This window comes from Exilibacterium tricleocarpae, assembly GCF_007004655.1.
Classification (GTDB): Bacteria; Pseudomonadota; Gammaproteobacteria; order Pseudomonadales; family Cellvibrionaceae; genus Exilibacterium; species Exilibacterium tricleocarpae.
Genome location: NZ_ML660112.1, coordinates 1 through 26,364 on the forward strand (window position 1 = coordinate 1; position 26,364 = coordinate 26,364).

Consider the following 26,364-nt stretch of genomic DNA (forward strand, 5'->3'; position numbering starts at 1 on the left):
ACGGACTCTTATATTAATGAAATTTACGCTCTTGGAGTGGCTGCGCTTAAGTCGGGGCAACCGTTCTTCAGGGTCCACTTGTTCCCGTTTAAACTAGAGCTTGAAAATTTATCCAAATACCGTTCAAGTCAATGGTATCCATTTTGGGTTAATCTCAAGGAAGGGTATGATTACTTCAACAAACATAAAAGACCTCCTAATGTTGAGGTGTCCGGTGGAAAATATACATTTGGTGTGTAATTCAGTGCTAATCGGGTAAGAGCTGGTATCTAGCCAGCTCTCCCCACACCACCCTGCAAGCGGGTCCGCACAGGGCGGTTCATTTAACTTATCCGTTAGGATAGTGAACCTTGATCCATCCACTCCTCAATGAAAATAATCCTGCTTTCAACAAGTAGTCATTGCTTAATGCTTGCTGGATGCCAGGGGTTTTCGAACTACGCCAAGGGCCTTTACTAGTAAGACCACAGGCCACTGCCGATTGTACCCAGACACCACGCCTGATTAGGTTTCTGACTTTTGTTCTCGGTTTTCTCCATTGACGCCAGTAGCACATCCGTACTCGCCGCCGTATCCAGTTATCGAGATCAACACAGTGTTAGTAAGCATTAGCGATACCGTAGTAATTGATCCAGCCACGCAGATATTGGCTCAGTTTAAACAGTTGGTACGCCATACTCACGCCCCAGTTGCGGTTAGTCAGTCTACGTACCTCTTGTTTAAACTTATCGCGAGAGTTGTTGTGCCATTGGATTTTGCCCCACTTAAACGTAAAGCCTAAGAATTGGCATTGTGAGGTTTTCACCACCTGGCTTTTCTCGGTGTTGACTTTGAGCTTTGAGCGCTTTTCTAGAAAGCATGTAATGCTGTTCAGTACCCGATGCCCTGCTCGCTCGGATTTTACCAGTATGATAAAATCGTCCGCGTATCGGACGAATGGGTGCCCACGGTGTTCGAGTTCTTTATCCAGGTTGTCGAGTAAAATATTTGACAACAAGGGTGAAAGCGGGCCACCTTGGGGCACCCCTAGAGTGCTGGGGTAAGTCTTACTGTTTTCATCGATCTCCGCACGAAGATAACGATCAATCAGTTTCAGCAGGCGCTTATCGTTGATATGGCGAGAGACATGGTGCATCAATATGTCATGGTTTACTCGATCAAAGAATTTTGACAAATCGACATCAACAGCAATACGCCGTTGTTGTTTAATGATTTGTTGCACTTGCTTAACGGCTTGATGCGCACTTCGTTGAGGACGAAAACCAAAGCTGTTTTCTGAAAAGGTAGGGTCTATCATTGGAGACAGTATTTGCACGATGGCTTGTTGTATCACCCGATCAATCACGGTGGGAATACCGAGTTGGCGTTTTCCACCATTGGGCTTGTCGATCTCAACCCGCTTGACCGGTTGAGGACGGTATGTCCCTGCTAGGGTCTGCGTCTTCAGCGTTTGCCAATGACCCTTCGCCCAAGCGGGAAAAGCTTCTACCGTCATGTTATCGATACCCGGTGCTCCTTTGTTAGCGCGCACTTGTTGCCAAGCACGAGCCACATTAGAGGCTGCAAATACCGCGTCGAACAGTTCGAGGTTGAAGGCGTTCGATCCAGCACTACGCTGATCAACGGACGCACCGTTCGGTGCCGTATCGCTATTCAAGTAAGGCATGGTGTTTTCCTTCGGTTAAATGTTCAGGCCTTCGCCCTGTCTCAACCATTACGTTGAGTATTTGGCTACTATGCCGTCTGCTGACTTCTGACAAATCACCGCTACCATTGCTGGCAGAGGCGCTTCTCTGAGGCATATGTGGGTCGCTGCGGATTCGCTCGCCGTAGAGTGCAGCTGCTCAGGGCGCCAAGGGGTTGATTAACCAGCCCCTAGCTGGTATTTTCCGAACGTATGTGAGGGACGCACGTTTGTCAGATCTCCCTGGATAAGCGCATTAACTGTCTCTGCACAACGGCATCATTTACGGTGGCCGGTAGATCACGCGGCTTCGTTGTCTTGTGCCAACTCGCCTTCAGCCTACGCCTCATATGATGTTCTTGTTCATCCGCTCGCAGATTTGCTAGCAGCTTCCTTCAGACCTTTCCTCACGGATTGGCCCTTGCCATTCGCTAGTAGTTATCGTCTAATCACAACATGGTTTTCGACGGTGATCTTTCTACAGGGGACTTTCACCCCATTAGTTAATACCCATGCCGGGCGTACACAAGTTGCTCAAGCATCGCCACAGCAAGCTGTGGCTGGACCTTTGTTCCGGGCCTTCGGCCCTACACTGCGGTCGCTTAGCAAAGCGCTGTGTGTATTTATTGGAATAATCATGAAACAGAATTTTTTAAATTATTTTGATTCTCTATCTAAGTACAATATTTGGATGAATCAAAAAATATACGCAGTTTGCGACTCTCTAAGTGACGGTGTGCGCAAGAAAGACATGGGAGCATTTTTTGGTTCAATTCACAGAACACTTGACCATATCTTATATGGAGACAAGGCATGGCTTGAACGCCTGAGAGATGGCACTTTCACACCAAGAGATATTAACAAGACTTTGCACGAAGAATGGGAAGCGCTAAAAACTGAACGCTTTGTAGTTGATAAAGAAATAGACGCTTGGGTACAAACATTAACTGACAAGTCATTGGATAGTATATTTACCTTTACTAGCAATGTGGATAAGAAGGAACGCTCCGTTCCTAGAAGAATATTAATTCAGCACTTATTTAATCATCAAACTCATCACAGGGGACAATTGACTACACTGTTAAGTCAGTTAGGCCTTGAGTATGGTTCAACTGATCTTCCGTTTTTACCAGAACTAAATGACTAAAACACTAAATATAAATACATTGGTAATGTTTCTTGTTAGCCTGGCATTAACTTACTTTACCGTCAGCCTAATTGCAACTAGCGAAGGACCTTCAGCATATGGTATAGGGTTTATGTTCGGCCGTGCGATGACTGGTGTTCTAATTCCTTTTGCCATTGTAGGTATACCACTTATCATTTTTCGTCGTGGGAAAAAGAAGTTTACTACAGGGGCTTATATAGTTTGGTGGGTTCTCTTTGTTTTGCTAAGTTTTATGGCTTTGTTTGGTAATATGTTGCCACCAGAGGGTTAAGCCATTAACAAGTTGCTCAAATTCGTTCCGGGCGCAAAAAAGCGCGCCCTCCATCGGACGGCCTACACTACGTTTTGGTTGCCGTTTAGCAAAACGTCAATGCTACTTGACCACCCACTTATGGCAAGAAACCTACTAACAAAGAGAATATTTCTTGCGGTGGCAAATGGCCGAAGTTGGCCGATTGCAGACTGATAGGCAGCTCGTAACGAAGGTCGGCTTGTAGGCGATAACCGGCAGCAAGGCCAAATTACGTTCTATATTTGTAAGGTGCCGTATGAAGTTTGAACTAACTCACCTTAGTCGTCGGCGTTGCGCCGGGCTTGCGCCCATAATCAATACCCAGCCTGTTCATTCTTGATCGCAAGGTGCTGGCATTGATGTCAAGCAACTCGGCCGCACCTCCCGCGCCGTGAATTTGACCGCCGGTGTATCGCAGTGCGTCATATATATGTGCTGTGATAATGTCGTCCAGCGGTGCCGGTTTACTCGATCTCGCGGATGCCCGGTTTAGCGGGTTGTCGTTATCTACCAGCCGATCCAAAACCAGTGTTTTTCCAGACCCCAAGATCAAGGCGCGTTCAATAACATTTTCAAGCTCCCTGACATTGCCTCTCCAACCATAGTTAACGAGTTTTTGCATGGCGCCCGGAGGTAACGGCGGCGGTATGCCAAGCTTCAGGTCTTTGGTTTTTTTGTGGACAAAATATTGGACCAGCGCCGGAATATCACCGGTACGCATCCTTAACGGCGGAATAGTAATTGGGAAAACATTTAGCCGATACCACAGATCTTCCCGAAACCGGCCGTCTCGTACCATCGCCTCCAAATTGCGATGGGTGGCGGCGATAACCCTGATATCAAGCGTTAGTGTAGTGTCGCTGCCTATTCTCTCGATCTCACTGTTTTGCAGTACGCGCAGCAACCGTGTTTGTGCGGATGGGGGTAGCTCACCAATCTCATCTAAAAAAATAGTGCCGGTATTTGCTCGCTCAAAACGTCCTCGCTGTTGCGCCAGTGCACCGGTAAAAGCGCCTTTTTCATGGCCGAATAGTTCACTGTCAATCAGTGTCTCCGGTATTGCACCACAATTCACTTTGACAAAGGGACCCTGGTTGCGCTCAGAGATTTGGTGAATATGACTGGCTATAAGGTCCTTTCCGGTTCCTGTTTCTCCCAGCAACAGCACCGGGCTGTTGTGTACCGCAACTTGTTGTGACGCTCGCATGACATCGGCCAAACCTAAATCGGCACCGATAACAGTTGCCGCTGATTCTTTGTTGAGTTCATGTCGCAGGTAGCGATTGTCATCAGCAAGCAAGTCCTTTAGCTTGCTCACCTGCCGAAATTGCAGGGCGTTTTGAATGGCTATGGCAAATGGGCTTTTCAGTAGTTTAAAGAGTTTTGCATGTTGGTCAGTGTAGCGTCCCTGCCCGGGGACGGTGGCAATAACCGCCCCGATAATTTCTCCATCCAACACTGTATAGGTGCCCAATATGGATACGTCCGTCGGGTGGCCTAAACCTCTCAACATTTGCCCGGACACCGGATCTGCGGCGGGGTGGTTCACGATAAATGCGCCGTCTTCCTGCCCCTGTTCCCGGACTTTTTTAATGACTTTGTCTATTTCTTCAATCGGCACAGATATCAGCCGATCGATGGCTTTCCCCTTATCGATGGTTGCGGTAGCGATCGCCCGAACTACACCGAGCCTGTTACTCCAGGATTCCAGATACATCCGTTCGACCGGTATGTAGTCTGCGATAAAGCGGATGCAGGCATGTAAAGCATCCTCCACATTTAAACAGCGGCAAATCTCCCGGGTTGCCTGGTGGGAGAACTGGTATTCGTTGGTATTCATTGCAATGGGTTGCCCGTACTTATGCGAAATATCGTAATCGCGCACAGTATCACTAAATACCGCAATTAGATATGTGAAATATCGCAAATTTGTGCCATAAATATCGCTTAAGTTATTGTATTTATTGATAAAAAATGGCTGGCACGAGTATTGATCCATCTTTGTTGAAATCAATACAGTTATTGGGATGGGAGCTATTGAAGCGGAGCAGCCAGCGGCGAAACAGGCATATCATCGCGCTGATGGCTCTTTATCGCGCTGATGGCTCTTCATCGCGCTGATGGCTCTGCTCAAGCTGTAGCACTAGTGAGAGAGCTATCGAGTTATAGGGGGAAATAGCAATGAATTTACAGTCTCAATGGCGATGCCCGCAACCGCGCAAAGGTCTGATGGGGGGCTGGGATAGATTTGTCGGTCCGGGCGCAACAGCGGTTGAGAATGCCCTGGCTTTAGTCCCGGCGGTACTTGGCACAATGGCATTAGTTTATTATGCGCATTTTTCCGAACTGGGATGGACACTGGCTCAGTATATCGTCGCTGCCTTACTGGCATTCGATATTATTGCCGGTGTAGCCACGAACGCTACCACCAGTGCCAAGCGCTGGTATCATCGGCCTTCTCAAAAGTGGCACCAGCACATGGGGTTTGTCGTCCTGCACGGGTTGCATGTTTTTCTGGTGGCCTGGCTTTTCAGGGATATGGATATCAGCTTCTTTATTGTGATCTACCTGCTGTTGCTGCTGTCGTCGGCGGCCGTTGTTACCGTGTCGCAACGTGTTCAGCGCAGCGTTGCATTGTTGTTGGTCTGCAACGCACTGTTGATATCGCAATACCTGTTACTGCCCACCCCTGGCTTTGAGTGGTTTATCCCGTTTTTGTTTCTCAAGCTGCTGGTTAGCCACCTGACTTTAGAAGAACCCTACCTGTAGTTACCGCTTGCAGCGACGCTAAGGCCGCCTTGGTGTTCGTTGTCAGGGCAGGGCGCGGCGATACCCGTAACTTACATTACCCCAATAAGCCCCAGCCCACCAATGGGCAACAACAATATCCACTGTGGGAGTTTGGAAAACGTTCGGTGACCGAAAAAATACCAGCCGACTATGATAAATACTATAGAAAAAGTAATAAATGTGAGTGAGATGCCAATTACGACAATGTTCAAATTGAGTAAATTGAAACTGCCGATGTAAGCCAGAACGCCGGAGGCGACAATTAGAGTAACCGACACCATATGCCAACAAGCCAATAAGGTAGCTTTTGGAATATCGGCGAGATCGGCTTTTAAAAAGGGCCTGACCGGATCAACCTGGCCGGCAAAAATATGTATCAGGGAGGTTAACAGGCCCAGTATTCCCGCGCTTAAAACCCATAGATTCATATTGCTTCCTCTTATATTGCCAGTGGATGCAGAGGCCGCCGCTCTTAATGCCGCGCTCTGGATTTTTTGATAATGTGTATCTTACTATCATTCCACAATAATAGGCGCATCGGTTAATTTACGATAAACGCAGCTCAACCAGGGCCCTCATTGATTGATCAAGTGGAGAATCAGCTACGCTGCTGCAGGCATTATAGAGATGTTTGAAAGTTTATTTTGATGTTTTTAAATAGTCCATAATAGAACTTTTTCGCCAGTGGCGTTGACGCGCGTTTTGAAGAGATGAAAACAGTTCTGGAGGAGCCGCTTGGCGGAAGACCGTGATGCCGATAGTCGGCCATCCGCGGGGCGTTGATCAGTTACAGAAGTCGATCAAAAAACAGGGGGTCGATTAATTAAAAAGGCGGCTTAAAAGCGAGATAGCCAAAATAGTGTTTGCAAAAATCTTCAAGCCTAAAATGGATATCCTTGTGTATATCACCATAATCATAAAATGAAAAGCTCATTGTTTGACTGTGTTCGTGTATATTAATACACGATTCCAGCGTGATGTAATGCGTGCCTGTCGGTGACCTTTTGTCCATCTCCTTATGCAGATCGCCATTAGCATTTTTGGCCTGTTTTGCCGCTGTAGTAATCGCGCTGTCGACAAAGAAGATAACTTTCCATTCTCTCCCCCAATAGTTTGAAGCGGCAACAATACTGGCTTTTTGTTTTTTGATAAAAGCCTCATCTCCGGTTAACGCCTCTGTCACGTATTGGGTAGTGGTATAGGCCGAGTTGAGATCAACACCGATAGTGTAGCCGAGATTTTTAAACCACTTGACCATCTCGTAAGGCAAGGTATTGTTCAGCACATTCCAGTTATTGCCTTTTGTTTGTTTCCCCATCGGGAAGAGCGTATGGTTCCAATCGGCAAAAATCGCCAACGTCATCCAATCCAGATAGGGGATATCTTTGTTGACTGGTGCTTGAAAAGCCTTGGATTTTCCCAGGTTTTTTCTGCTTATTCTTTTGGTGTCAATTATGATCGTGTCGCCAAGCTTTCCCGGAATTTCGCCTACTCCTTTTTCATACAGCCCCAGGGCATATTTCGTATAGCCAAGCGGGTTGATTTCGGCAAGGTTATAAAAGAAAGAGGCCACGCCACACAAGTAACTTCCGTCTCCCTGATTTATCGAGCTGGGTGATTCGATACGTTGTTCCAACTGTATTGCGAAATCTTCTAAAGGAAACCATTTGTACAGCTTGTGTGGACACGGGTTTTTTTTATGCCAAGTTTCCAGATACCTCTTTGCTTCTAATTTCGAAGTTACCTGTAACATACCCTTAACTCTCTCGGCGAAGTTGGTTGATAGGGTGGGCTTTATTAGGAGCGCGTTGCCAGATTAAAAATAGTAGCACCGATTTAATCACCGGTGAAGCCGTTTAAGTATATATACTTTTTAGCTGTAGTTAGGGTGAATCCCCCCTTAGTATGCGATACTCCATCGGGATAGTATTGTTGATAAAAACAACTGTTTTGGCATTATTTTGTTGGTCTTGGTGACACATTGAGAGCAGGGGTGACATATTGCTCGTTGAAACTGAGGTTCCAGCTCACCTGGGCGCAAAGTCCGGAGCACCTTCAGCAGTGAATCGATTACCAGAGCCCGCGCCGCGCCGCAGAGAAGGCTATTTAATTAGGTATCAAGGAAGGGGTGATAGGTGCTGCAAAGCACACATTGTGCTTACTTAAGCCGTTCTGTGCTATTGGAAGCATTTTGTCGACAGTATCACGGTTTTTAACAAAGCGTGAGCGCCCGCCGGTTCGTTTTCAGTATCATTTAGTTGGCAGTTGGCTTTACCAGTTTCTTTAGAAGCGAAGCTCTCAAGTCGATTTTCTCTGTTTTTTTTATCAGGTTCGCTACAGGTGCAACTTTTGCGTTGGCTGCGGCGTATGTTCGGGTGCCCCGGATGATGACAGTCATTGCCTAATCTTGGTTGTAAAGACCCGGGAAAGCACCCGTATTCATTAAAACACAGGACGCTATCATGTATTACCTTACCCGATTATCTAAGTACACCCTGTTGCTGTTTGTGTTTGCGCTAGTTGCCTGCGGTGGTGGTGGTGGTGGTGGCGGTGGCGGTGGTGGTCAGCTTCAGCCCGGCGATACCACCGCACCCACGGCGGTGATTCAGTTTCCAACACCAAGCGCTTTAACGGATGGTGAGACGATAACTGTGAGGGGGGGCGCAAGCGATTCGGAAAGTGCTATCGCCTTTGTTCGGGTTAACGGTGTCGATGCACAAAGCGATGATGGTTTTGCCAGTTGGCAGGCCAGGGTGCCCGTGGCTTTTGGCAAAAACACATTGGTTGTCGAGGTGCAGGACAGTGAAGGTAACGGTGATCAAGAGGCAGACAGTGCGCTTGTGATTAGGCAGTCGTCCCCCGTGGTCGCCCCGATCGATGGTGTCCTGGATAGTAATAACAATCGGGTGTTGATGATTGTTCACGATAATAAGACAAATCAAGATGACTCTGCGCTTGTGTCTGTGGATCTGGATAGTGGTCAGCGCACCCTGCTGTCAGGTAGCGGGGACGGGAATGGTGATGGGCTGATTGGCTCTGGCCCGGAATTTGATTTCCCTTTGTCTGTCGCCTTGGGTGCTGCCGATGACTGTGCCGTGATGCTGGATGGCGCAACGGCTTGTGTGTTGGTATTGGATGAGGATTTGGACGCGCTGTTCGCGGTGAACCTGGACACTGGTGAGCGTGTGATTGTGTCGGGTGGCCCTCTCGATGAGGGTGAGGTGATTGGCGCAGGCCCGGAGTTTTTCGTTCCCACCTCTGTCGCGCCGGTCGCCGCCGAAAGCTGTGCTCGGGTACTGGATGATGAGGGCGCAACGGCCTGCGTGTTGGTGGTGGATACCGGCAGTGGTTTGGACGCGCTGTTTGCGGTGAATCTGGGTACGGGTGAGCGTGTGATTGTATCGGGTGGCAATCCCGATGAGGGCACGGAGGTTGGCGCCGGCCCGAAATTTGACGATCCTAACGCTGTTGCGTTGGTTGCTGCTGCTGACTGCGCCCGGATGCTGGATGACGAGGGTGCAACGGCGTGTGCGTTGGTTGTGGATGCGGATTTGGAGGCGCTGTTTGCGGTGAACCTGGACAGTGGCGAGCGTGTGATTGTGTCGGGTAATAGCCTCGGTGAGGGTGCGGAGGTTGGCACCGGCCCGCAATTTATCAATCCTGGATTTGTCGCGCCGGTCGCCGCCGCTGATTGTGCCCAGCTACTGGATGGCGCAACGGCCTGCGCGTTGGTTGCGGATAATGAGTTGGGCGCGCTGTTTGCGGTGAACCTGGAGGGTGGTGAGCGCGTCATTGTATCGGGTAATGACCCCGCCAATGATAATGCGCTAGTCGGTAGCGGCCCGGGTTTCTCGTTACCTTTGTCTGTTTTACTAGATAGAGCCGGCAACCGGGCGTTGATCGTTGATGGTAACTTTGATGCATTGATAGCGGTGGATTTGACCATGGGTCATCGCAGTTTGCTGCCGGACAATCGGCTGGGGGCAGGGCCTGGTTTCTTTCAAGCGGTTTCTGCTGTGAGCGGCTGTGGCCAGTTATTCGGTGCCGCAACAGCCTGCATGTTGGTTGCGGACCGGGAGCTGGGGGCGCTGTTTGCGGTGAATCTGGACACCGGTGAGCGTGTCATTGTGTCGGGTAACAATCCCGATGAGGGCGCAGGGGTTGGCACTGGCCCGGCATTTATCAACCTCAGGTCTGTCGCGCTGGTCGCCGCCGCTGACTGTGTCCGGATGCTGGATGATCAGGGCGCAACGGCCTGTGCGTTGGTAGCGGATAGTCGTTTGGACGCACTGCTTGCGGTGAACCTGGACACGGGTGAGCGTGTGCTTGTGTCGGGTGGCAATCCCGGTGAGGGTGCGGTGGTTGGCACCGGTCCGGACTTTATCACCCCTAGGTCTGTAGCGTTGGCCGCCGCCGCTGATTGTGCCCGGGTGCTGGATGATGAGGAGGCAACGGCCTGTGCGCTGGTGGTGGATACCGGTATTGATTTGGACGCGCTGCTTGCGGTGAACCTGGACACGGGTGAGCGTGTGATTGTGTCGGGTAGCAATCCCGGTGAGGGGGTGGAGGTTGGCACCGGCCCGGAATTTGTCAGCCCCAGGTTTGTCGCGCCGGCCGTCGCCGCTGATTGTGCCCGGATGCTGAATAACGAGGATGCAGCGGCTTGTGCGCTGGTTGTGGATGGAGGTTCGGATGCACTACTTGCGGTAAACCTGGATACTGGTGAGCGTGTGCTGGTGTCAGGCAACCGTCTTGATGAGGGTGCACCGGTTGGTCTCGGCCCGGAATTTATCAGCCCCGTATCGGTCACGCCGGTCGCAGCCGCTGACTGTGCCCGGATAATGGGTGAGGCAACAGCCTGTGCGTTGGTTACGGATTTTGGCACTGGTTTGGGCGTGTTGTTTGCAGTGAACCTGAGCACCGGTGAGCGTGTGATTGTGTCGGGTGGCAATCTCGATGCGGGTGGGCCAGTTGGCACCGGCCCGGTCTTTTTAGATCCGATCTCTGTGATAGTGGACAGTATCAATAACCGTTTACTGGTAGCCGATGAGGTGGCAATAATAGTCCTGGACCTGGCAACGGATAGCCGGGTGTTTATGTCGTGGGGAGGAAATGCGATCTCTGGTTTTTGACGGGTAAGGTCTGAAGCATGCGGCCGTCTCTTTACAGCCTTGATCCAGGGCTGCCGCTATCGCGGCTGGGGCGGTCTATGCTGCGTTTAGTGGATCGAAATCAAAAAGTGGTAACTCCATGTACGGAGTTGGACAGAGAGAGACACAGCACTGCAACCGGACCGGATCATGTGACGGTTAGTGTGCTTCGGCATCAACCCTTTTAAATCGTACCCAATCAACACTGAACAAAGCAGTATTTTTAGGCCCTTTGAATAAAAAAGACAGGTTCTTCACACCTGTAACCTGTCTTTTAAGCGGTGCACTGAACAGTCTCCAGTTATCCCAGTCGCCGGTATCGTCGATAGGCACTTCAGCAAGCAGTTCACCTTCTGAGCCACTCAGACGCAGTTCCAGTGTGCCGCCTAGTGTTTTTGAGGCAACCGAAACTTCCAGGGCGTTGGCTTCGCCGGCGGCAAAGTCCACGCGGTCGTAGTTAACCCAACCACCACTTTGCACTCGGTCCACTATCCATGCAGCGGGCAAGTCGTTATCATTTCGTCTGGATACCTTGACATGTTTATCACTCAGGCGGCTGTAGCGATCTATCTGGATTTTACTCGTGGCCCTGGCAACACCGATGCCGCGTAGGGTGGGTTCAACCCTTTGGATTCGGCCCGCTGAGTCAAAAAACAGGTAATCCGCCCGCATGGAGCGCAGGTGCTGGTTTTTGCTGATCTGGTGGTGGTGGTAGAAAACATACCACTGGTTTTTATATTCAACAATCGAGTGGTGGTTGGTCCACTGCCCGTCGCGCCAACGTTCCATAAAGAGGCCCTGGTACTCAAACGGCCCCAGGGGACTGGTGCCTGTTGCATAAGCGAGTTCCTCAGAGCCGTCGGGCGCATGGGGGAAGGTGAAGTAATAGATGTTGTCGCGTTTAAAAACAAACGGACCCTCTTTGTATTTGGCAGGCAGTTTTTCGATAACCTGCGGTTTTGATGCCAGTTCCAGCATATTATCTTTGAGCCTGGCACCAAACAGTTCCTCGCCGCCGCCCCAATAGATATACGCCTGTTTGTCGTCATCGATAAAGATATTAGGATCGATACCTTTGATACCTTCTACATAAGTTTCCATGACGGTGTAGGGCCCTTCGGGTCGATCGGCCGTCGCCACGCCAATACGGCGAAATGCACTTTTATCCGTCGGGATATTCGGGAAGTAAAAATAGTACTTCCCCCCCTTTTCGATAACATCGGGCGCCCACATACCAAAGCCGTCTTTAACACCCCAGGGCACCTCTGATTGATCGACTATCAGGCCGTGGTCGGTCCAGCGATTGAGGTCCTGCGAAGAGAAGACGTTGTAGCTGGGCATACGGAAGCCGTTATTGCCAAAGCCCTCTTTGCAGGTAATGTCAGTAGAGGGGAAGATATACAACCTGCCGTTGAATACCCTGGCGGTCGGGTCGGCGGTGTACATATGGGTTACCAGGGGGTTGTCCGCTGTAACCGAACTGGTGAATAGTCCGACCACTGCGGCCAGAAGAAATAAAAAAATGGCTTTTGTCATAGTCATCGTATTCGAGCTTACCTGGCCATCAGGCTGATGTTATCGACGAAGGAAATCGCCGGCGAGGGGTTTTCGACTGTCAGATAGAGACTGCTGTTCTCCTTCGAGTTAAATGTTGTCACCAGTGGGGCGAACTCGGTACTGGCAATTCTCTCGCCGGCGAGTACTGTTCCGGAGAGTGTTGTGATCGAGACCCTTGCCCCCGGAGCTGAAGCAGTGTTTTTTCCGTAGAGCGCCAACCGGTAGGTGGTGTTTTGCTTGACAGCGACTTTTTGTCTGGTTTTGCCTTTTGGTGTTAGAGAGAGACCGATCGCCTCGGTATAGCTGGTGGCCGAGAGCATGGCCTGCTCGTTCAGTTGCCAGTCGTGGCTGGCTTTGCTTGACTCAAAGCCCGGGCTTTTGATCAAATTCCCGTCGGCGGCGCGCAACGCATAGCTGCGCACGTAGTCGTAGTAGGCGGTGTTGATGTCGGGGTTATCGAGTTCCTGTTCGGTGGGGTAGGGAGCATGGCCGGCAGGTATAAACTTGGGTTGCCAGTCGTAGGTTTCCGCTACCATGCGCAGTGACATGGGACCGTTGAAGGGTTGGGCGTCCCGCTGGCGCTCCACATCGACTGTGCCGACGTGTTTACCATCAAAATAAAAGTGAAACTTGAAGGGCGACACCCACCAGGCGGCAAAAGTATGAAAGCCATCGGCCAGGGGGACTCCCGCATCGTGTTTATTGCCCTTCGAGATAGTTGTGCCTTGGCGGCACCTGCCGTCTATTGATTCGTAGGGTTTGTAATGGGTGTTGGAGCGCATGACGTTGGACCACGACGGGTGGGGCCAGCCGCCGATGGTTTCCAGGATGTCAAGCTCAATACTGTGGGAACCGGCGCAGCCCTTCTGCTGCCCCTCGGGCGTATCCGAGTGCAGCCAGAAAGTGGTCGACATTTTGGTACGGGACGCCTTCAGGCGCGCGACAAAGTAGCCGTAAACCTGCTGGTGTTTGCCCGCTACCGCGGCACCGGCAGTGGTGTAGGGACCATTTGGAGCCGGGTGGGTGGAGGTTTTTATTTCCAGGTTGCCGTTGCTTACGCCCACGTTTTTGGGCAGGAACTCCGCCGGCGGCCGACCGCGCCAGGTGGGCACGTGATCAAACCACTTGGCGGTATCCAGTGTGGTCCCGTCAAACTCGTCGGACATATTTTCCAGCAGGTGCCAGGTAAAACCCATAGGCGGTGCTGGCGGCGGCGGGCGGTGGCCGGTGCTGTTCGCAGCGGCGGTTGACTGGTATAAAAACAGCAGACAGCACAATACTGGTAAGTGGTTTACCCTGATCATGATCGTTCCACAGATGGTTTGGTATTCAGCGAGAGCCCATCGTGCTTGCTCCAGATGGTACTACTATAATTTTTACTATTGTGAATTTTGCTATTATGATTTTTATCTTTATGACTTTTGCACGGCACTGAGTAAATTGAACAGTGATGCTGATATGTTTGCCATCAATATATTTGAAATCCTATATGTCAACACGGTCTGCCCTAGAGGGAAAGGGTAGGAAAGAGGGGACACTGATTCGTTAATAACTTAAAGTCCCCGGTAAGCCGCTTTACCAGGGGCTTTTTCTTTTTCTCCGGCGTCAAAATCAAGTGCTTAAGTTATTAAGTAATCAGTGTCCCCTTGACCCGTCACCTTGACCCGTCAAATCAAGTGCTTAAGTTATTAAGTAATCAGTGTCCCCTTGACCCGTCGGTGTCCCCTTGACCCGTCGTTACTTTCTGGCGCGGTACTCCAATGGAGGCTTGCCGGTCCAGCTGCGAAAAGCGCGCCGAAAATTACTCAGGTCACTGTAGCCGACCAGGTGAGCAATGTTTTCCAGCGTGAGACTTGAAGTCGTCAGGTACTCAATCGCCAGCTTTTTCCGCACGTCGTTGAGAATTTCCTGATAGGAGGAGCCGACTGCTCTGAGCGCGCGGCGCAGGCTGCTCTCGCTCATATTGAAAGCGGCGGCGACGGCGTTGATCGGCGGATATTCCCCGGGCGTCTGGGCCAGATGAGACCTGACCTTATCGACCATATCGCCGCGGCTGACATCATCGGCCAGCAGCTGTTCGCATTGGCGGATTGCCAGTTGCGTGGCGACCGGATTGCGCAGGGGATGCGGGCGTTCGATATCGACGCGGTGCCAGACGATTTGATTGCGCGGTTGCTCGAACTTCAATGGACAGCGAAAGTGTTCTTCGTAATGGTGCAGGTAGTTGGGGGCCGGATAGGTGAAATGGACTTCCCGGGGCGCCGCCTTTTGGTCCAGGTAGCGGTGCACCATACCGATGACGCCCCCCAGGTCCTCTTCCACCAGAAAGCGTTCCTCGGCACCGGCCTCATACAGCGGCGTCGATTGAAAGCCGAAAAGTGTGCCGTCGCTATGCACCGTATTGTCTGTCAGGCGTGTGGCAGTGCGGTTGTAACGTTGGCCGACAATCAGGGATTCCTTAAGGCTGCCGCAACTGGCCACGGCATAACCCATCAATCCCCAATCAGCGATATTGATTTGTTTGGCAATGGCCAGGCCCAATCCCTCGTCGCCGCTTATCCGATAGGCGTTGCGAATGATCCGTAGTGCATCGCGATAGGACATGCGGGTGTCGAGGTCGGCCAGATCCGACAGCTTGAAATGGGTGCCGTCTACCAGCCCGGCGCTGTCGAGACCCTTATCGTCGAAGACTCTGACGATCAGATTGAACATATAAGTCGGTATGCACTGTCTCTCTATGCTCATCGCGGGTCCGACGGTCGGTTGGGGTGTGCCAGTTTACCCAATCTGACCGAAATTGACCACTGATGCCTTTTGCGGCAATGTCGCCGGCTTTGACAAGCTACTTGTTAGCCTCCAGCGCTGTATCTTCTTTCCACTGTTTGTGCACATTTACGATACGTTTACTGACAGTGTCTTTTGACTGCTTGGCAAATTCAGTGATGAGGACGTTCAGCAGCGCATTGAGTCCGGTATTGCTGTTAAAGGGGCCGGGTGCGGTTGCCGAAGCAAAAAAATGCAGTTGGCTCTGGATTGAAAGCGAGGAGAGAGGGTTATTGGTAATGGCGACCGTGTAGAGGCCCCGGCTGACAGCTTTTTCGTGAATTCTCATCACCCAGTTTTCGTGGCGCTCAAAATCCATGCACAACAGGATATCGTTTGGTTTGGCCTCTACGAAATAGCTGCTAATTCGATGCTCCGAACCCTGTAAAAGGTAGGTGCCGGAACGGGCGATATGCAACAGGTCCCTGAACGTCTGGGCAGCGCCGAGGCATTGGTCGCTGGCAAGAATGAAGACACTGCGGGAGAGATCGCTCAATAACGTGATAACACTTCTCAAGTTGGCTTCACTCAGTTTGGCCAGAGTGGCTTCAACGTTGTGCAGCTCCACAGCCTTGGTGTGTTCGATAACACTGTTGGACTTGTTCTGTTCAATACGGTTGAGCGATGAGGACAAGTATTGAGACAAATCGTCTCTCACTGCGCTTTGTATCCCGCTAAAACCGCTGTAGCCGAGTTTTTCAGCCAATCGAACCACGCTGGGGCCCGAGGTTTCCGCTTTGGCGGCTACGTCAGCTACAGTGCCGAAAGCCACAAACTCCGGTGTTTCGGAAAGTATGGCCGCTATTCTCTTATCTGTGGCAGTCAGCTTTTCATAGCTCTTTTTTAAGGAGGCAAAAACTTTTCCAGTAACAACCATTACAATTTGATCCAAGGTAATAAAGTGCGTAAGGCCGATCCTATCACCGTCCAGAATACTCCGCCATATTATTTTGATGCCAAATTAAGACATAGATGAAAAAGTAAAAATATATTCGAAAAAAAAATGGCGTGTAACGCTCGTTACATTGATGGAGAGCCGTATTGGCGGCAGTGTTGCAGCAGCGACTCGCGTAAGAGTTTACACCGCGCAGGAGTTTTGCAGGTTAATTTTTAGTAAATAATAGTTAAGAATTGCCGATAAAAGTTTATGTTCTTTCCATTAAGAAGTTAGGGCCACTGTGCGTGAATTCAGTAATGGTTTGGATAGGATGTTGGCAGCAGTCGAGTTTTCTGCAACTGAAGTAGTGGCCGCGATACTGGAGTTTGACACTGTGGAGGCGTTGCAGGGAGCGAAGCTTTGACTGCGGATAATTGACTGCATTTTTATGGCGATGGGGTCGGGCAGAAGCGGGTTCAGTAGCTCGCCGCTTTTTACATCGGTCATGAGAGTCATAAAGCTCAATTTTTCTTCCGGGCCGCAGAGATAGAAGGCATGGTTTTGAATATTGTCGCGGAGTTAAAACTGGTATTTTGCGTTGCTGATTTACAATTTTTTACAAGGTAACGCGGATTACGAACTGAAAACTTTATTTGGATCCTGCTCTTTCGAGCCCCTCAAATTTGTAAAGCCCCGCTGAGGCCCTTTCACCAACTTGCCACTCTAACAGGCTCTGACCGAGCATCTCTTTTGACGAGGCACATGAGTTCTTTTCCGCTGGTTACGATCCTCTTTAACACAGCATTAGCGTTGCTGATGGTTTGGCGCTTCGCTGTTCTTTTATGTTGTGGCCGAGATGGTTTCTCCTGGCACCTCCGGCTCGAGCTACTGATGGTGTATTTTGCGATAGTGTTTCTTGTACGGGTATCTTGTCCGGTAGTATGAATGCGCTGGCCATGGTATCGCTGGGCTATATTGCTGGTGTCGGTGCGGCTGTTGTCGCTTCCATCTCGCTGCTGGTTTCGCTCCCGTCCGGTATTGCCACAGCGCGGCTCCGTGCCGGCAGCGTAGAGCCGCCGGTGGCCGGGTTTGCGCGCTGCGGTTTATGACTTTACTGCTGGTGCTTTGGGTGGAACTCACCTGGATCACCAGAGGAGGCTTAGCCGAGTATCCATTGAACTTGATCATCACCTTACATTGAAGGCTATTAGCATGCAGTAATTAATAGTATTTCTTGATTGGTGGAGATGTTCATGCAGAGCGCACTAGACGCCCTGTGTCGGATGCCAGGCTTAGTAAGCGCTCATTAGCAACTGCACAAAAACCACTCTGACTGAAATTGACCACTTTCTGGTTTTTATGGCACTCCTTTTTCCTATATTCTGCGCCTACCATTAGCATTGACAGTCTAAGACCTGGCTCTGGTGTCCCGGTCGTTGATCTGTGATGCCCTCCGGGGGAAGAAGAATAATTTGTCTGCGATAGAGCAAAATGAAGTTTACCTGTAGATGCCCGGCCTGGCAGGCTGCTCCAGCCGGTACAGTTCGCACCGCAACAGTGTCTGTACCTCAACTTCATTGCCGCCAACGCGGTAGCTAAGCAAAGCTTACTGTGCTCAAGCCCTTTTCCAGATTACAACAAGACATCGTCTGGATAAGAGAGGTTGCCATCGCCGTGCAAGCGGTAGTTATTCCGGACGGCGGGCGGGCGAGAGCTTGCCTTTAAAAAGGTTAGGCGCTGTCGGGAAATGGCGTGCCCGCAATAATAAGAGGATACAAAGGTGTCAACTGACACCCGCCCGATACCATGGACAAACTGCCACTAAAAATGAAGCTCATCTATTCGATGGGCAATCTCGGCATTGCGATCGTAACCGTGATGCATATGTTCTACCTGGTGTATTTTTTCTTTCCCCCAAAAGACGCGGGCATACCTTACCTGATCCCCCAGACCAGTCTGTTTATGGGACTGACGCTCCTCGGCCTGATTATGGCGCTCAGCCGTTTAACCGATGCCTTCCTCGACCCCGTTATCGCCAATTTCAGCGATCGGTTAAATCATCGCTTGGGAAAAAGAATCCCAATGATGAGATGGGCCGCCCTGCCGTTCAGCCTGTGTTACCTGCTGGTGTTTTTCGTCCCGGTAAGCGATGGCGTCAGCATCATTAATGTCATCTGGTTGGTGGGTTTTCTGTTACTGAGTGCTGTTTTCTTTACCTCGTATATGATTCCCTTCTACTCGCTGATGGTGGATATTGCGAAGACCAGCCACGACAAAGTGGACCTCGGTACCATCAGCAGCGCTTTCTGGTTTGCGGGGTTTCTGTTCGTGTCTTTTACCCCATCGTTATGGAGTGTGGTCGGTGAAACCTTCGACGTGGAGAGGGTCTGGGCGATCAGAATTACGTTTGCTTTTGTGGCGGTTGTCGGGTTGACCTTTTTGATGGTGCCGGCACTGCTGATCGATGAGCGCAAGTATGCCGACACCTCAGTCGTGAGGGTTCAACACAAAGTGCTGCCGTCGCTGAAAAGAGTGATGAAAAATCGCAGTTTTCGCTACTATCTGGCCGGTAATACCGCCTATACGATGGCAACCTCTATGTTTGAAGTCGGACTGATTTACTACATTACGGTGCTCGCCATGCAGGACCCCGGTTTCCAGGGGCCGTTGACGATGATAATAGGCGCACTTACTTTGGCCTGTTATCCGCTGATCAACAAAATGGCAAAAGGCAGGGGTAAGAGTTATGTGTTGAAGTTAAGCCTGTTTCTGTTTTCCATGACATTCTTGGTCATCTCCACTTTCGGGGCGGTGGATGTCAACATCTATATCCTGTTCGGATTGACAGTCCTGCTTTCGCCGTTCGCCCAGGCCGCATTCGGTATTCTTCCCCATGTTATGACATCCGATTGCGCCGCCTATGACGCCTACAAAACCGGTGAGAACCGCGCCGGCATGTATATCGGTATTAACGGCTTTTTTGCCAAGTTGGGCGGCAGCCTCGGCATGATCATGTTTACCTCATTGCTGCTGTTTGGAAAAGACGTCGGTGACGATATGGGTATTCGCTTTGCCACCCTGTTTGGTGCCGGGATAGCGATCGTGGGCCTGTTGTTTTTATTGCGTTACAACGAAGAAGAAATTCTCAGTTACACCGAGGCACATAAAAAACAGCCTTAATGTCTATGGCAATATCCGGTTGGGGGACGTTTATGGAGTACTTTGAGCAGGTAGTAAAAGTGGCGGATACTTATGTGGCCGAGCACGATGCGCAAAAGCTGAACTGGAGCTGGGGCGAGGCTCTGCTGATGTACAGTCTCAGCCTGTTGGATGACGCCCTCGGCGAGGAAAAATACCTGCCCTTTTACCAGGCCTATGCCGATCATCACCATCGACAGGGTATAGTGGTCGATCAATCCGATACCTGTGCGCCGGTGCTGGTGACCAATGAACTCTATAAAAAAACCGATGATGAGAAGTATCTCGCCATGACGGCCAAAGGCATCGACTATCTCAAGCACGAACCAAGGTTGTTTGAGGACCTGATCAACCACAACGGCCACAGCCACGATTCGAGAGACTATCCAAAGAGTATCTGGGTTGACTCGATTATGATGAGCGGCGTGTTCAGCGCCATTGCCGCAAAGGATTTCGACGACGCCGAGCTGGGCGAATTTGCCCGCACCCAACCCCGGCAGTTTGCCAAATACCTCCAGGACCCGGACAGCAAACTGTTTCACCATTCTTACTGGAAAATCCTCAGCCGGCCTTACCCGCGCAATCTGTTCTGGGGGCGGGGCAACGGCTGGGTGGTGGCGGCGCTGTCGATGTTTCTCAACTATGTCGAGGATGTCAATGCGAGGAGAATCCTGAGAGAGGTGTCCAGTGCATTGTTGGCCTACCAGCGTGCGGACCACTACTTTGACACAGTGGTCAATAAGCCCGGTGACAACTACCGGGAGTCGAGCGCCACGGCCTTGATTGCAGCCGGTTGGCTGAACGCCATGAGTCGCGGCTATCTCAGTATGGAGTATGAAAAGCCGGCGATTAACGGCTTTCGGGCGGTGGTGGAGAATCTGCGGATAGCGGGAGATCGCGCCTATATGACTGAGATCAGTCTCTGGACCATTCCTATGTTTCTGATGCCCTATCGCCTGAAATACGGGCCTTATCCCGGCTACAAATATGTGAAGACGGGCGAGAATATTCCCTACGGGGTGGCGGCCCTAATACTGGCCGGTATTTATTACCGCGATTACATCAATGACAAAAAGACCCAGGGTCAACCCGTATGAGCGATATCGATGTCGATCAGGCATTTTCAGCGACCACCAGTGTCCAGGACTTTAAGCTGAAAAATATCGGCAGCGCACCGGCGGGCTATCCGCAAACGCGCGTCGAAGACAGCTACACCAATGAGGTATTTGCCGAGACTTATGACGAGCGCAAAGCCGCGTTTATCGAGCATGCACTGAACAATCCGGGCTCCGACTCGATCAAGGGCATGTTTTACGAGTTGATACGCCTTCAGCAGCGGCGCGGGCCCGTTCACGAGCAGTTGCTGTTCTCGGCGCTGGGTTATATTGACGATCGTTTAGACTGCGCGGACTTCGTGTTGACGGGTATTGTTCGCCTTTACTACCAGTTTTTGGACAGCGATCTGTTGTCGGATGACTTCCGGGCCAAGGCCAGGCAAACCATATTGGATTTCAAATACTGGCCCGACGAGCCGGGTACGGATTCGATGTGTTACTGGACCGAAAACCACCATATCCTGTTCAGCACCAATGAATACCTTGCCGGGCAACTGTTTCCCGACAGCATCTTTACCAACTCGGGTATGAGCGGCCGTGACAAGCAGGCGCGCGCACTCAAGCGTATCGAGAAATGGTTGGAACTGCGGTTTTTCACCGGTTTTAGCGAATGGTTGTCCAATGTTTACTATGATGAGGATTTGCCGCCGCTGCTGAACCTGCTGGATTTTGCCGGCGACAAGGAGGTTGTCCGGCGCGCCCGGCTGGTCATCGATTTGATGCTGTATGACATGGCGATCAACAGCTACTACGGCTTGTTTGCGTGTACCCATGGCAGGACTTACACCAAGGAGAAGATCAACCCCTATCTCGAGTCCACCACCGATACCGCCAAGTTGCTGTTCGGTATGGGCAGCTTTGCCAACGAAGACAATATGAGTGCGGTGATGTTTGCGTTGAGTGATAACTACGAGTTGCCCAAAGTCATCTTTGATATCGCCACGGATACCGCGCGGGAAGAATGGGTTAGCAGGCAGCGGGTAAGCATAAAATTTCGCGATGCCAAAAAGTGGGGCTACGGCAAATTCGATCTGGAAAGCGCCATGGGGTTGCTGTCATTTGGCGGCTACTGCCACCACCGCACCTTCAACCATATGGCGCTGATGCTCGATGAGTTCCGTTGGTGGGAAAACGGCTTCTTTCTCGAATTCGTGCCGAGTAAGCGATCCATCCAGATCGGCCGGCGGATAGGATTGACGACCCTGGTGGCCTGGTTGCTGCGCAAGGACATATCGCGCAATGTGCTCGATGAAAACAATATCTATACCTACAGAACGCCGGATTATATGCTCAGCACCTCGCAGGCGTTTCGCCCGGGTTACGGCGGCGATCAACAGCATATCTGGCAGGCGACGCTCGACGGTGAGGCCGTGTGCTTTACCACCCATCCGGGCGGCTATGGCTTGCAGGCACCGGAGGCTTACTGGCACGGCAATGGCTTTATGCCGAAGGCGGTACAACACAAAAATGTGGCTTTTATTTTTTACAACGTCACCGTCAAGCGCAGTCTGTTGTTGAAGGAGATTCTGGATTTTACCCACGCCTTTTTCCCCCGCCAGAGATTCGATCGAGTGGTGGAACAGGGCGGTTGGGTGTTTGGTGAAAAGAAGGACGGTTTTATCGCGCTCTATTCAGGCAACGGCTACCGCTGGCAGCAAGAGGGCGAATACAGCGACGCCGAACTGATTGCACCGGGCCGGCGCAATATCTGGGTGGTGGAGATGGGCCGCAGGGCGCAACACGGCAGTTTCGAGATGTTTATCGACAGCATCAGCAGCGCCGATATCGTCGCTGAGGGTTTAAACGTCCGCTATTGTTCACCCTCGCAGGGTCCCATCAGCGCGGGGTGGTCGGCGCCGCTGCGGGTCGAGGGTAAAACCGTCTCCATCAGCGACTACAAGCGTTATGACAATCCGTCCTGTACCGCAGAGTTTGGCACCGCCGAAATCAATATTGCCTATGGGGGCGAAAAGCTGTCATTGAAGTACTGACCTACCTGCCGCCGGTAGCTGGAGACGATCGAAGTGGCAATATCCACAGACAGCGAATAGGTACCCACCGGCGACAAATTCTCAACAACCGCCGCGGCTCTAAACGGGGCAACCGGTTTAAAAAAGGTGCTGGAAGCCGAGACTGCGCAGATGTTTTACACTCATGGCTACGCTTTCAAAAGGCGTTGCGGTAGCCTGTTCGATCGCCATGTAATGGACACCGCCGGCACAGCAGCTATCGATGATGCGGTTAAAATCGAGATTGCCCGCTCCGACTTCACAATCGATTGGCAGCAGCTCGAAAAATTTCCAGCGAATGCGGTAGTCGCGCAGGTGCACGACCTTTACCCGGCCCTGTAGGTCGGCGATCATATCGTGGGGCGTTTTGCCGCCGCGTTGGGTCCAGTAGGTATCCAGCACCAGGCCGAGGTGTTCCGGGGCTGTGTTTTGCAGCAGTAAATCCAGCCCGAGCTGGTCTCCATAGCGGCGGAACTCAAAATCGTGATGGTGAAAACACAGGTTTAAACCCCGCTCGCGATAGTAGCGCCCGAGGCGATCCAGTGCCTCGGCGAAGCGCAGCAGTTTGTCTCGCTTGCTGCCGATAACAGCCGCCGTAGGCAGCACAGAAACGGCCGTGTAGGCGCAGCCAAGGCGGTCGTGAAACTCAAGCACCCAGTCGCGGTTTTTGTCGAGATAGTCATAGGTGATCTGGGTGCTGCCGATATCGATCCCGAAACGCGCCGAGGCCGCGGCTACCGCGTCGATTTCCGCTTCGGTAAAGTTGATGCGAGCCAGCTCCACGGCGTTGAGGCCCGTATCTTTAATGCGCTCGAAGGCTCCCGCAATAGCCTGCGGCGTCTTTATGTATTTGCGAATGGTAAACGTCTGGAGCGAGAACTTTGCTGTCATGGCCAGTACACCGAATATCTGCAGGTAAGCGTTAGATAACTATCGTCAGTCCATCTGCTGATTCAACCGAATCAGGTCCCGGTACCAATAGCCGCTGTCTTTAATGGTTCGCTGTTGGGTCGCGTAGTCGATGTGAATCAGGCCGAAGCGTTTGGCGTACCCCACCGCCCATTCAAAATTGTCCATTAACGTCCAGACAAAGTAACCCTCGATGCGAGCGCCCTCGTCAATGGCTTTTTTCACCTGCGCCAGGTAGGCGTGCAGGTAAGCAATGCGCTTCGGGTCGTTGACACGACCTTCGACCAGGTTGTCGTCGAAAGCGGCGCCGTTTTCGGTTATCAGCACCCTGGGGTTATCGTATTTGTCCTGCAGCCATTTAAGCACCTCGTAAATGGCCGGTGGATGCACCTCCCAGCCCATGGCCGTGTGTTGCACACCGTCTTTGATAAAATCCCCGTCGGCAACACCGGTGCCGCCGACAATCCAGGTGTTGAGAAAGGGCACCAGCCGCGTGTAACGGGCAAATTCCCGCTGGTAGTTATTGACCCCGATAAAGTCGTTGGCGGCGCTGATCAACGTCATATCGCCCGGCTCAATCTTCGGCGCAAAGCGCCCGAAACGGCGGCATAGGTCTTCCGGGTAGTGTCCTTTGAGCAGTGGATCGAGGGTAATGAAGTTCATGAACTCGTTGCCGATCCCGGCGGCGAGGTGATCTTTGTCCCGATCGCTGTGGGGGTGGATGGGTGTCAGGCTGAGTGTTATGCCGACCTGGGCATCGGGGCGGCGCTGGCGAATTTTTTCCAGCGCCAGGCCGTGCGCCAGCAGTTGGTTGTGAATGACGTTCATATGCGTCCAGGGCCGGCGGTGGCCCGGGGCGTGGACGCCAATGACATGGCCGAGGCAACTGTGCTCCCAGGGCTCGTTCATGGTAATCCAGTGCTTGATGCGATCACCGAGGGCATCGGCGACGACAGCCGCGTACTCGGCGAAGTCCAGGGCCGCCTGCCGGTTGAGGAAGCCGCCGTAGCGCCGGTGCAGTTGCAGCGGCATATCCCAGTGAAACAGGGTGGCATACGGCGTAATGCCCGCCTCCAGCAGTTTGTCGGCCAGGCGCCGGTAGAAGTCGATACCTTCGGCGTTCACCCGCCCGGTCCCTTCCGGCAGGATGCGCGACCACGACAGTGAGAAGCGGTAGGCTGTCAACCCGAGTTCGCGCATCAGCGCGACATCTTCGGGATAGCGGTGGTAGTGATCGCAGGCGATATCGCCATTGTGATTGTTCAGTATCTTGCCTTTGCGGTGGCTGAACCGGTCCCAGATACTCGGACCGCGGTTGCCCTCGTTGACCGCCCCCTCGATCTGGTAGGCGGCGGTGGCGGCGCCGAAGATAAAGTCCTTGCCGAACTTGAGTTCTTTCATTGGATCGGTTCCGGTGTAATCAGCCTGGCATGATAATGATTTTTGTACTATGGTACAACAAAAAAGATATGATAAGCCGACACCGTAATGGAGCAGTAAGGGCAGCGAGACAACGCAGGCAATACGTAGCAAAAGGCAAAATAGAAAAAGTAGCGAAATAACCCTCCGGGCAAAGCTCGATTATCTCGCCGACAGGCTCGAATCCCGAACTCGCTACACCGTCTATTGCGGCAGTTGCAACGGTCCGCCATTGTCAATGACCTGCCACAAGCTGGATAGAGGGTGATCAGACGGGTGCTGAAGCGCTATTTGAGCCTATGTTGTGGTCGGCTTGTACCTCTGACCGCTACTGGTTCTTAACCGACTTACTTACAAGGTCCAATACTAAACTCCCGATGCCCCCGACCGGGCCAGCAGCGCCAACTTTGCCTAAGCTCAGATATTTTCCAGCCTTGCTGATAGTGTTTTTTCAATGTGAGGTCATAGCGATACCCACTTACTAAATCATCGTCAGGTATATGATCGGATATGATGATTGCACCATAGGAGTCAAGGTCATCATCGGTTATTTTATTTACAGAAATAATTGCCGACTTTGCATTTTGGTGAGTAAATAGCTCGGACAAAATAATTAGAGCACTATCATTTTGTTGATTTCCGTTAGCCAAGATTTCGTCCAGGGTTTCTCGTGCTTCTTTGTGCCCTACGGTCTCCGTACTTATGACAGGAATTAACAATAAATTTTTATCCGCCACTGGTTTAGAGCATGATGAAACTAAAAAAAATAGACATAAAACGAAACAACCCAATTTCCATTTCATTACAAGAGGTCTCATTATTGTATCCCTTGCATCTTCTCATTTGCCAGGTTGTTGTTTAACCACAAAGAATCTCTCGCTCGTTTTTTCCTCCGGTGAGTCACAGTCCCTAATACTTTGCCAACAAGTATTAAACCTTATTCTAGAGCGTATATGGGCTGTACCGTTATATTCTCAGACAAGCCAGTGCCATTTCGATGCTCTATGTGTCAACGTCCACAACCAGGTCATGGCGTGTTTTGAAAAAAGGCGCTTAATTTGATAAGGGTGCCGAAATTGAAACGCCGGCATCAATAGTCAACAACCTTGTTGATACTCTTGAAAAGGCACTCAAAGCACAGTCAGCCGGGGGTAATGTGCCTGTGCGGGCTTAAGGGTAAACCCCTCGAGGCAGGAACCAAGCGGTTTGTCTCCGCATGGACGCCTTGGTACAGCTGGAGCTTCTCGCCTCAATCACCGGGAGTTTGCTTCCGGATTTTACAGTTTGTTACAACTCTATGACGATCAGTACCTTGGCCGGCGTTTTTCAGCCAGCCAGACGACGCGCGGATTGTCCGGTATTGACTGACATGA

General features: G+C 51.4%; 19 protein-coding genes and 1 pseudogene. 9 read left to right on the forward strand and 11 right to left on the reverse strand.

Annotated elements, in window-relative coordinates; translation table 11 throughout:
* Window positions 1–240 (forward strand): annotated as a pseudogene (locus FKG94_RS29085) (L,D-transpeptidase family protein); the annotation flags it as partial.
* A gap of 358 nt (window positions 241–598) precedes the next feature.
* Here FKG94_RS29085 and ltrA read toward each other — a convergent pair.
* Window positions 599–1,666, reverse strand: a complete 1,068-nt coding sequence (ltrA, locus tag FKG94_RS25850) for a group II intron reverse transcriptase/maturase (RefSeq protein ID WP_246125407.1) — start codon at window positions 1,664–1,666, stop codon at window positions 599–601.
* 655 nt (window positions 1,667–2,321) lie between these two features.
* Between ltrA and FKG94_RS25855 the strand changes: the two genes are divergently transcribed.
* The gene (locus FKG94_RS25855) at window positions 2,322–2,831 is read left to right on the forward strand and encodes a DinB family protein (RefSeq protein ID WP_142929848.1); all 510 of its coding nucleotides are present in this window, start codon (window positions 2,322–2,324) and stop codon (window positions 2,829–2,831) included.
* Window positions 2,824–3,123 carry a hypothetical protein gene (locus FKG94_RS25860; RefSeq protein ID WP_142929849.1) on the forward strand — a complete coding sequence of 100 codons (300 nt, stop codon included), beginning with the start codon at window positions 2,824–2,826 and terminating at the stop codon, window positions 3,121–3,123. The genes FKG94_RS25855 and FKG94_RS25860 overlap by 8 nt, the downstream gene beginning before the upstream one ends.
* 289 nt (window positions 3,124–3,412) lie before the next feature.
* Here the strand turns inward: FKG94_RS25860 and FKG94_RS25865 are convergent, their stop codons facing one another.
* Entirely contained in the window at window positions 3,413–5,143 is a 1,731-nt protein-coding gene (locus FKG94_RS25865) for a sigma-54 interaction domain-containing protein (RefSeq protein WP_246125409.1), read from the reverse strand.
* 314 nt (window positions 5,144–5,457) lie between these two features.
* Here FKG94_RS25865 and FKG94_RS25870 point away from each other — a divergent pair, with 314 nt between their 5' ends.
* Complete coding sequence (locus FKG94_RS25870; protein ID WP_218943647.1) at window positions 5,458–5,913, forward strand: hypothetical protein; 456 nt, start codon at window positions 5,458–5,460, stop codon at window positions 5,911–5,913.
* Window positions 5,914–5,984: 71 nt separating this feature from the next.
* Here the strand turns inward: FKG94_RS25870 and FKG94_RS25875 are convergent, their stop codons facing one another.
* Window positions 5,985–6,362 (reverse strand): hypothetical protein, encoded by a 378-nt coding sequence (locus tag FKG94_RS25875; protein ID WP_142929851.1) that lies wholly within the window; start codon window positions 6,360–6,362, stop codon window positions 5,985–5,987.
* Between the two features lie 395 nt (window positions 6,363–6,757).
* Complete coding sequence (locus FKG94_RS25880; protein WP_142929852.1) at window positions 6,758–7,687, reverse strand: hypothetical protein; 930 nt, start codon at window positions 7,685–7,687, stop codon at window positions 6,758–6,760.
* 709 nt (window positions 7,688–8,396) lie between these two features.
* Between FKG94_RS25880 and FKG94_RS25885 the strand changes: the two genes are divergently transcribed.
* On the forward strand, window positions 8,397–11,066 hold the full coding sequence (locus FKG94_RS25885) for a hypothetical protein (RefSeq protein ID WP_142929853.1): 2,670 nt from the start codon (window positions 8,397–8,399) through the stop codon (window positions 11,064–11,066).
* A 177-nt stretch (window positions 11,067–11,243) separates the two neighbouring features.
* On the opposite strand, the gene FKG94_RS25890 is transcribed toward FKG94_RS25885, so the two are convergent.
* The 4 genes from FKG94_RS25890 to FKG94_RS25905 all read right to left on the reverse strand — a co-directional run bounded on the left by FKG94_RS25890 (window position 11,244) and on the right by FKG94_RS25905 (window position 16,341).
* Complete coding sequence (locus FKG94_RS25890) at window positions 11,244–12,626, reverse strand: family 43 glycosylhydrolase (RefSeq protein WP_218943648.1); 1,383 nt, start codon at window positions 12,624–12,626, stop codon at window positions 11,244–11,246.
* A gap of 11 nt (window positions 12,627–12,637) precedes the next feature.
* The gene (locus FKG94_RS25895; protein ID WP_179957820.1) at window positions 12,638–13,837 is read right to left on the reverse strand and encodes a family 16 glycosylhydrolase; all 1,200 of its coding nucleotides are present in this window, start codon (window positions 13,835–13,837) and stop codon (window positions 12,638–12,640) included.
* A gap of 541 nt (window positions 13,838–14,378) precedes the next feature.
* Window positions 14,379–15,386, reverse strand: a complete 1,008-nt coding sequence (locus FKG94_RS25900) for an AraC family transcriptional regulator (protein ID WP_142929855.1) — start codon at window positions 15,384–15,386, stop codon at window positions 14,379–14,381.
* Window positions 15,387–15,483: 97 nt separating this feature from the next.
* Complete coding sequence (locus tag FKG94_RS25905; RefSeq protein ID WP_142929856.1) at window positions 15,484–16,341, reverse strand: MurR/RpiR family transcriptional regulator; 858 nt, start codon at window positions 16,339–16,341, stop codon at window positions 15,484–15,486.
* A 929-nt stretch (window positions 16,342–17,270) separates the two neighbouring features.
* On the opposite strand from FKG94_RS25905, the gene FKG94_RS25910 reads away from it, so the two are divergent.
* The 4 genes from FKG94_RS25910 (at window position 17,271) to FKG94_RS25925 (ending at window position 22,645) form a co-directional block, all read left to right on the forward strand.
* Window positions 17,271–17,450: a hypothetical protein gene (locus FKG94_RS25910; RefSeq protein ID WP_142929857.1), complete on the forward strand. Its 180-nt coding sequence runs from the start codon at window positions 17,271–17,273 to the stop codon at window positions 17,448–17,450.
* Window positions 17,451–18,168: 718 nt separating this feature from the next.
* Window positions 18,169–19,521, forward strand: coding sequence for an MFS transporter (locus FKG94_RS25915; protein ID WP_179957821.1), 1,353 nt, complete (start codon window positions 18,169–18,171; stop codon window positions 19,519–19,521).
* Window positions 19,521–20,636 carry a glycoside hydrolase family 88 protein gene (locus tag FKG94_RS25920; RefSeq protein WP_142929859.1) on the forward strand — a complete coding sequence of 372 codons (1,116 nt, stop codon included), beginning with the start codon at window positions 19,521–19,523 and terminating at the stop codon, window positions 20,634–20,636. The genes FKG94_RS25915 and FKG94_RS25920 overlap by 1 nt, the downstream gene beginning before the upstream one ends.
* Window positions 20,633–22,645, forward strand: a complete 2,013-nt coding sequence (locus FKG94_RS25925; RefSeq protein WP_142929860.1) for a hypothetical protein — start codon at window positions 20,633–20,635, stop codon at window positions 22,643–22,645. The genes FKG94_RS25920 and FKG94_RS25925 overlap by 4 nt, the downstream gene beginning before the upstream one ends.
* A gap of 117 nt (window positions 22,646–22,762) precedes the next feature.
* On the opposite strand, the gene FKG94_RS25930 is transcribed toward FKG94_RS25925, so the two are convergent.
* The 3 genes from FKG94_RS25930 to FKG94_RS25940 form a co-directional block, all read right to left on the reverse strand.
* Window positions 22,763–23,554 carry a sugar phosphate isomerase/epimerase family protein gene (locus tag FKG94_RS25930; RefSeq protein ID WP_142929861.1) on the reverse strand — a complete coding sequence of 264 codons (792 nt, stop codon included), beginning with the start codon at window positions 23,552–23,554 and terminating at the stop codon, window positions 22,763–22,765.
* 45 nt (window positions 23,555–23,599) lie between these two features.
* Window positions 23,600–24,973, reverse strand: a complete 1,374-nt coding sequence (locus FKG94_RS25935) for a GH1 family beta-glucosidase (protein WP_142929862.1) — start codon at window positions 24,971–24,973, stop codon at window positions 23,600–23,602.
* A gap of 365 nt (window positions 24,974–25,338) precedes the next feature.
* Window positions 25,339–25,794, reverse strand: a complete 456-nt coding sequence (locus FKG94_RS25940) for a hypothetical protein (RefSeq protein ID WP_142929863.1) — start codon at window positions 25,792–25,794, stop codon at window positions 25,339–25,341.
* Between the last annotated feature and the right edge of the window lie 570 nt (window positions 25,795–26,364).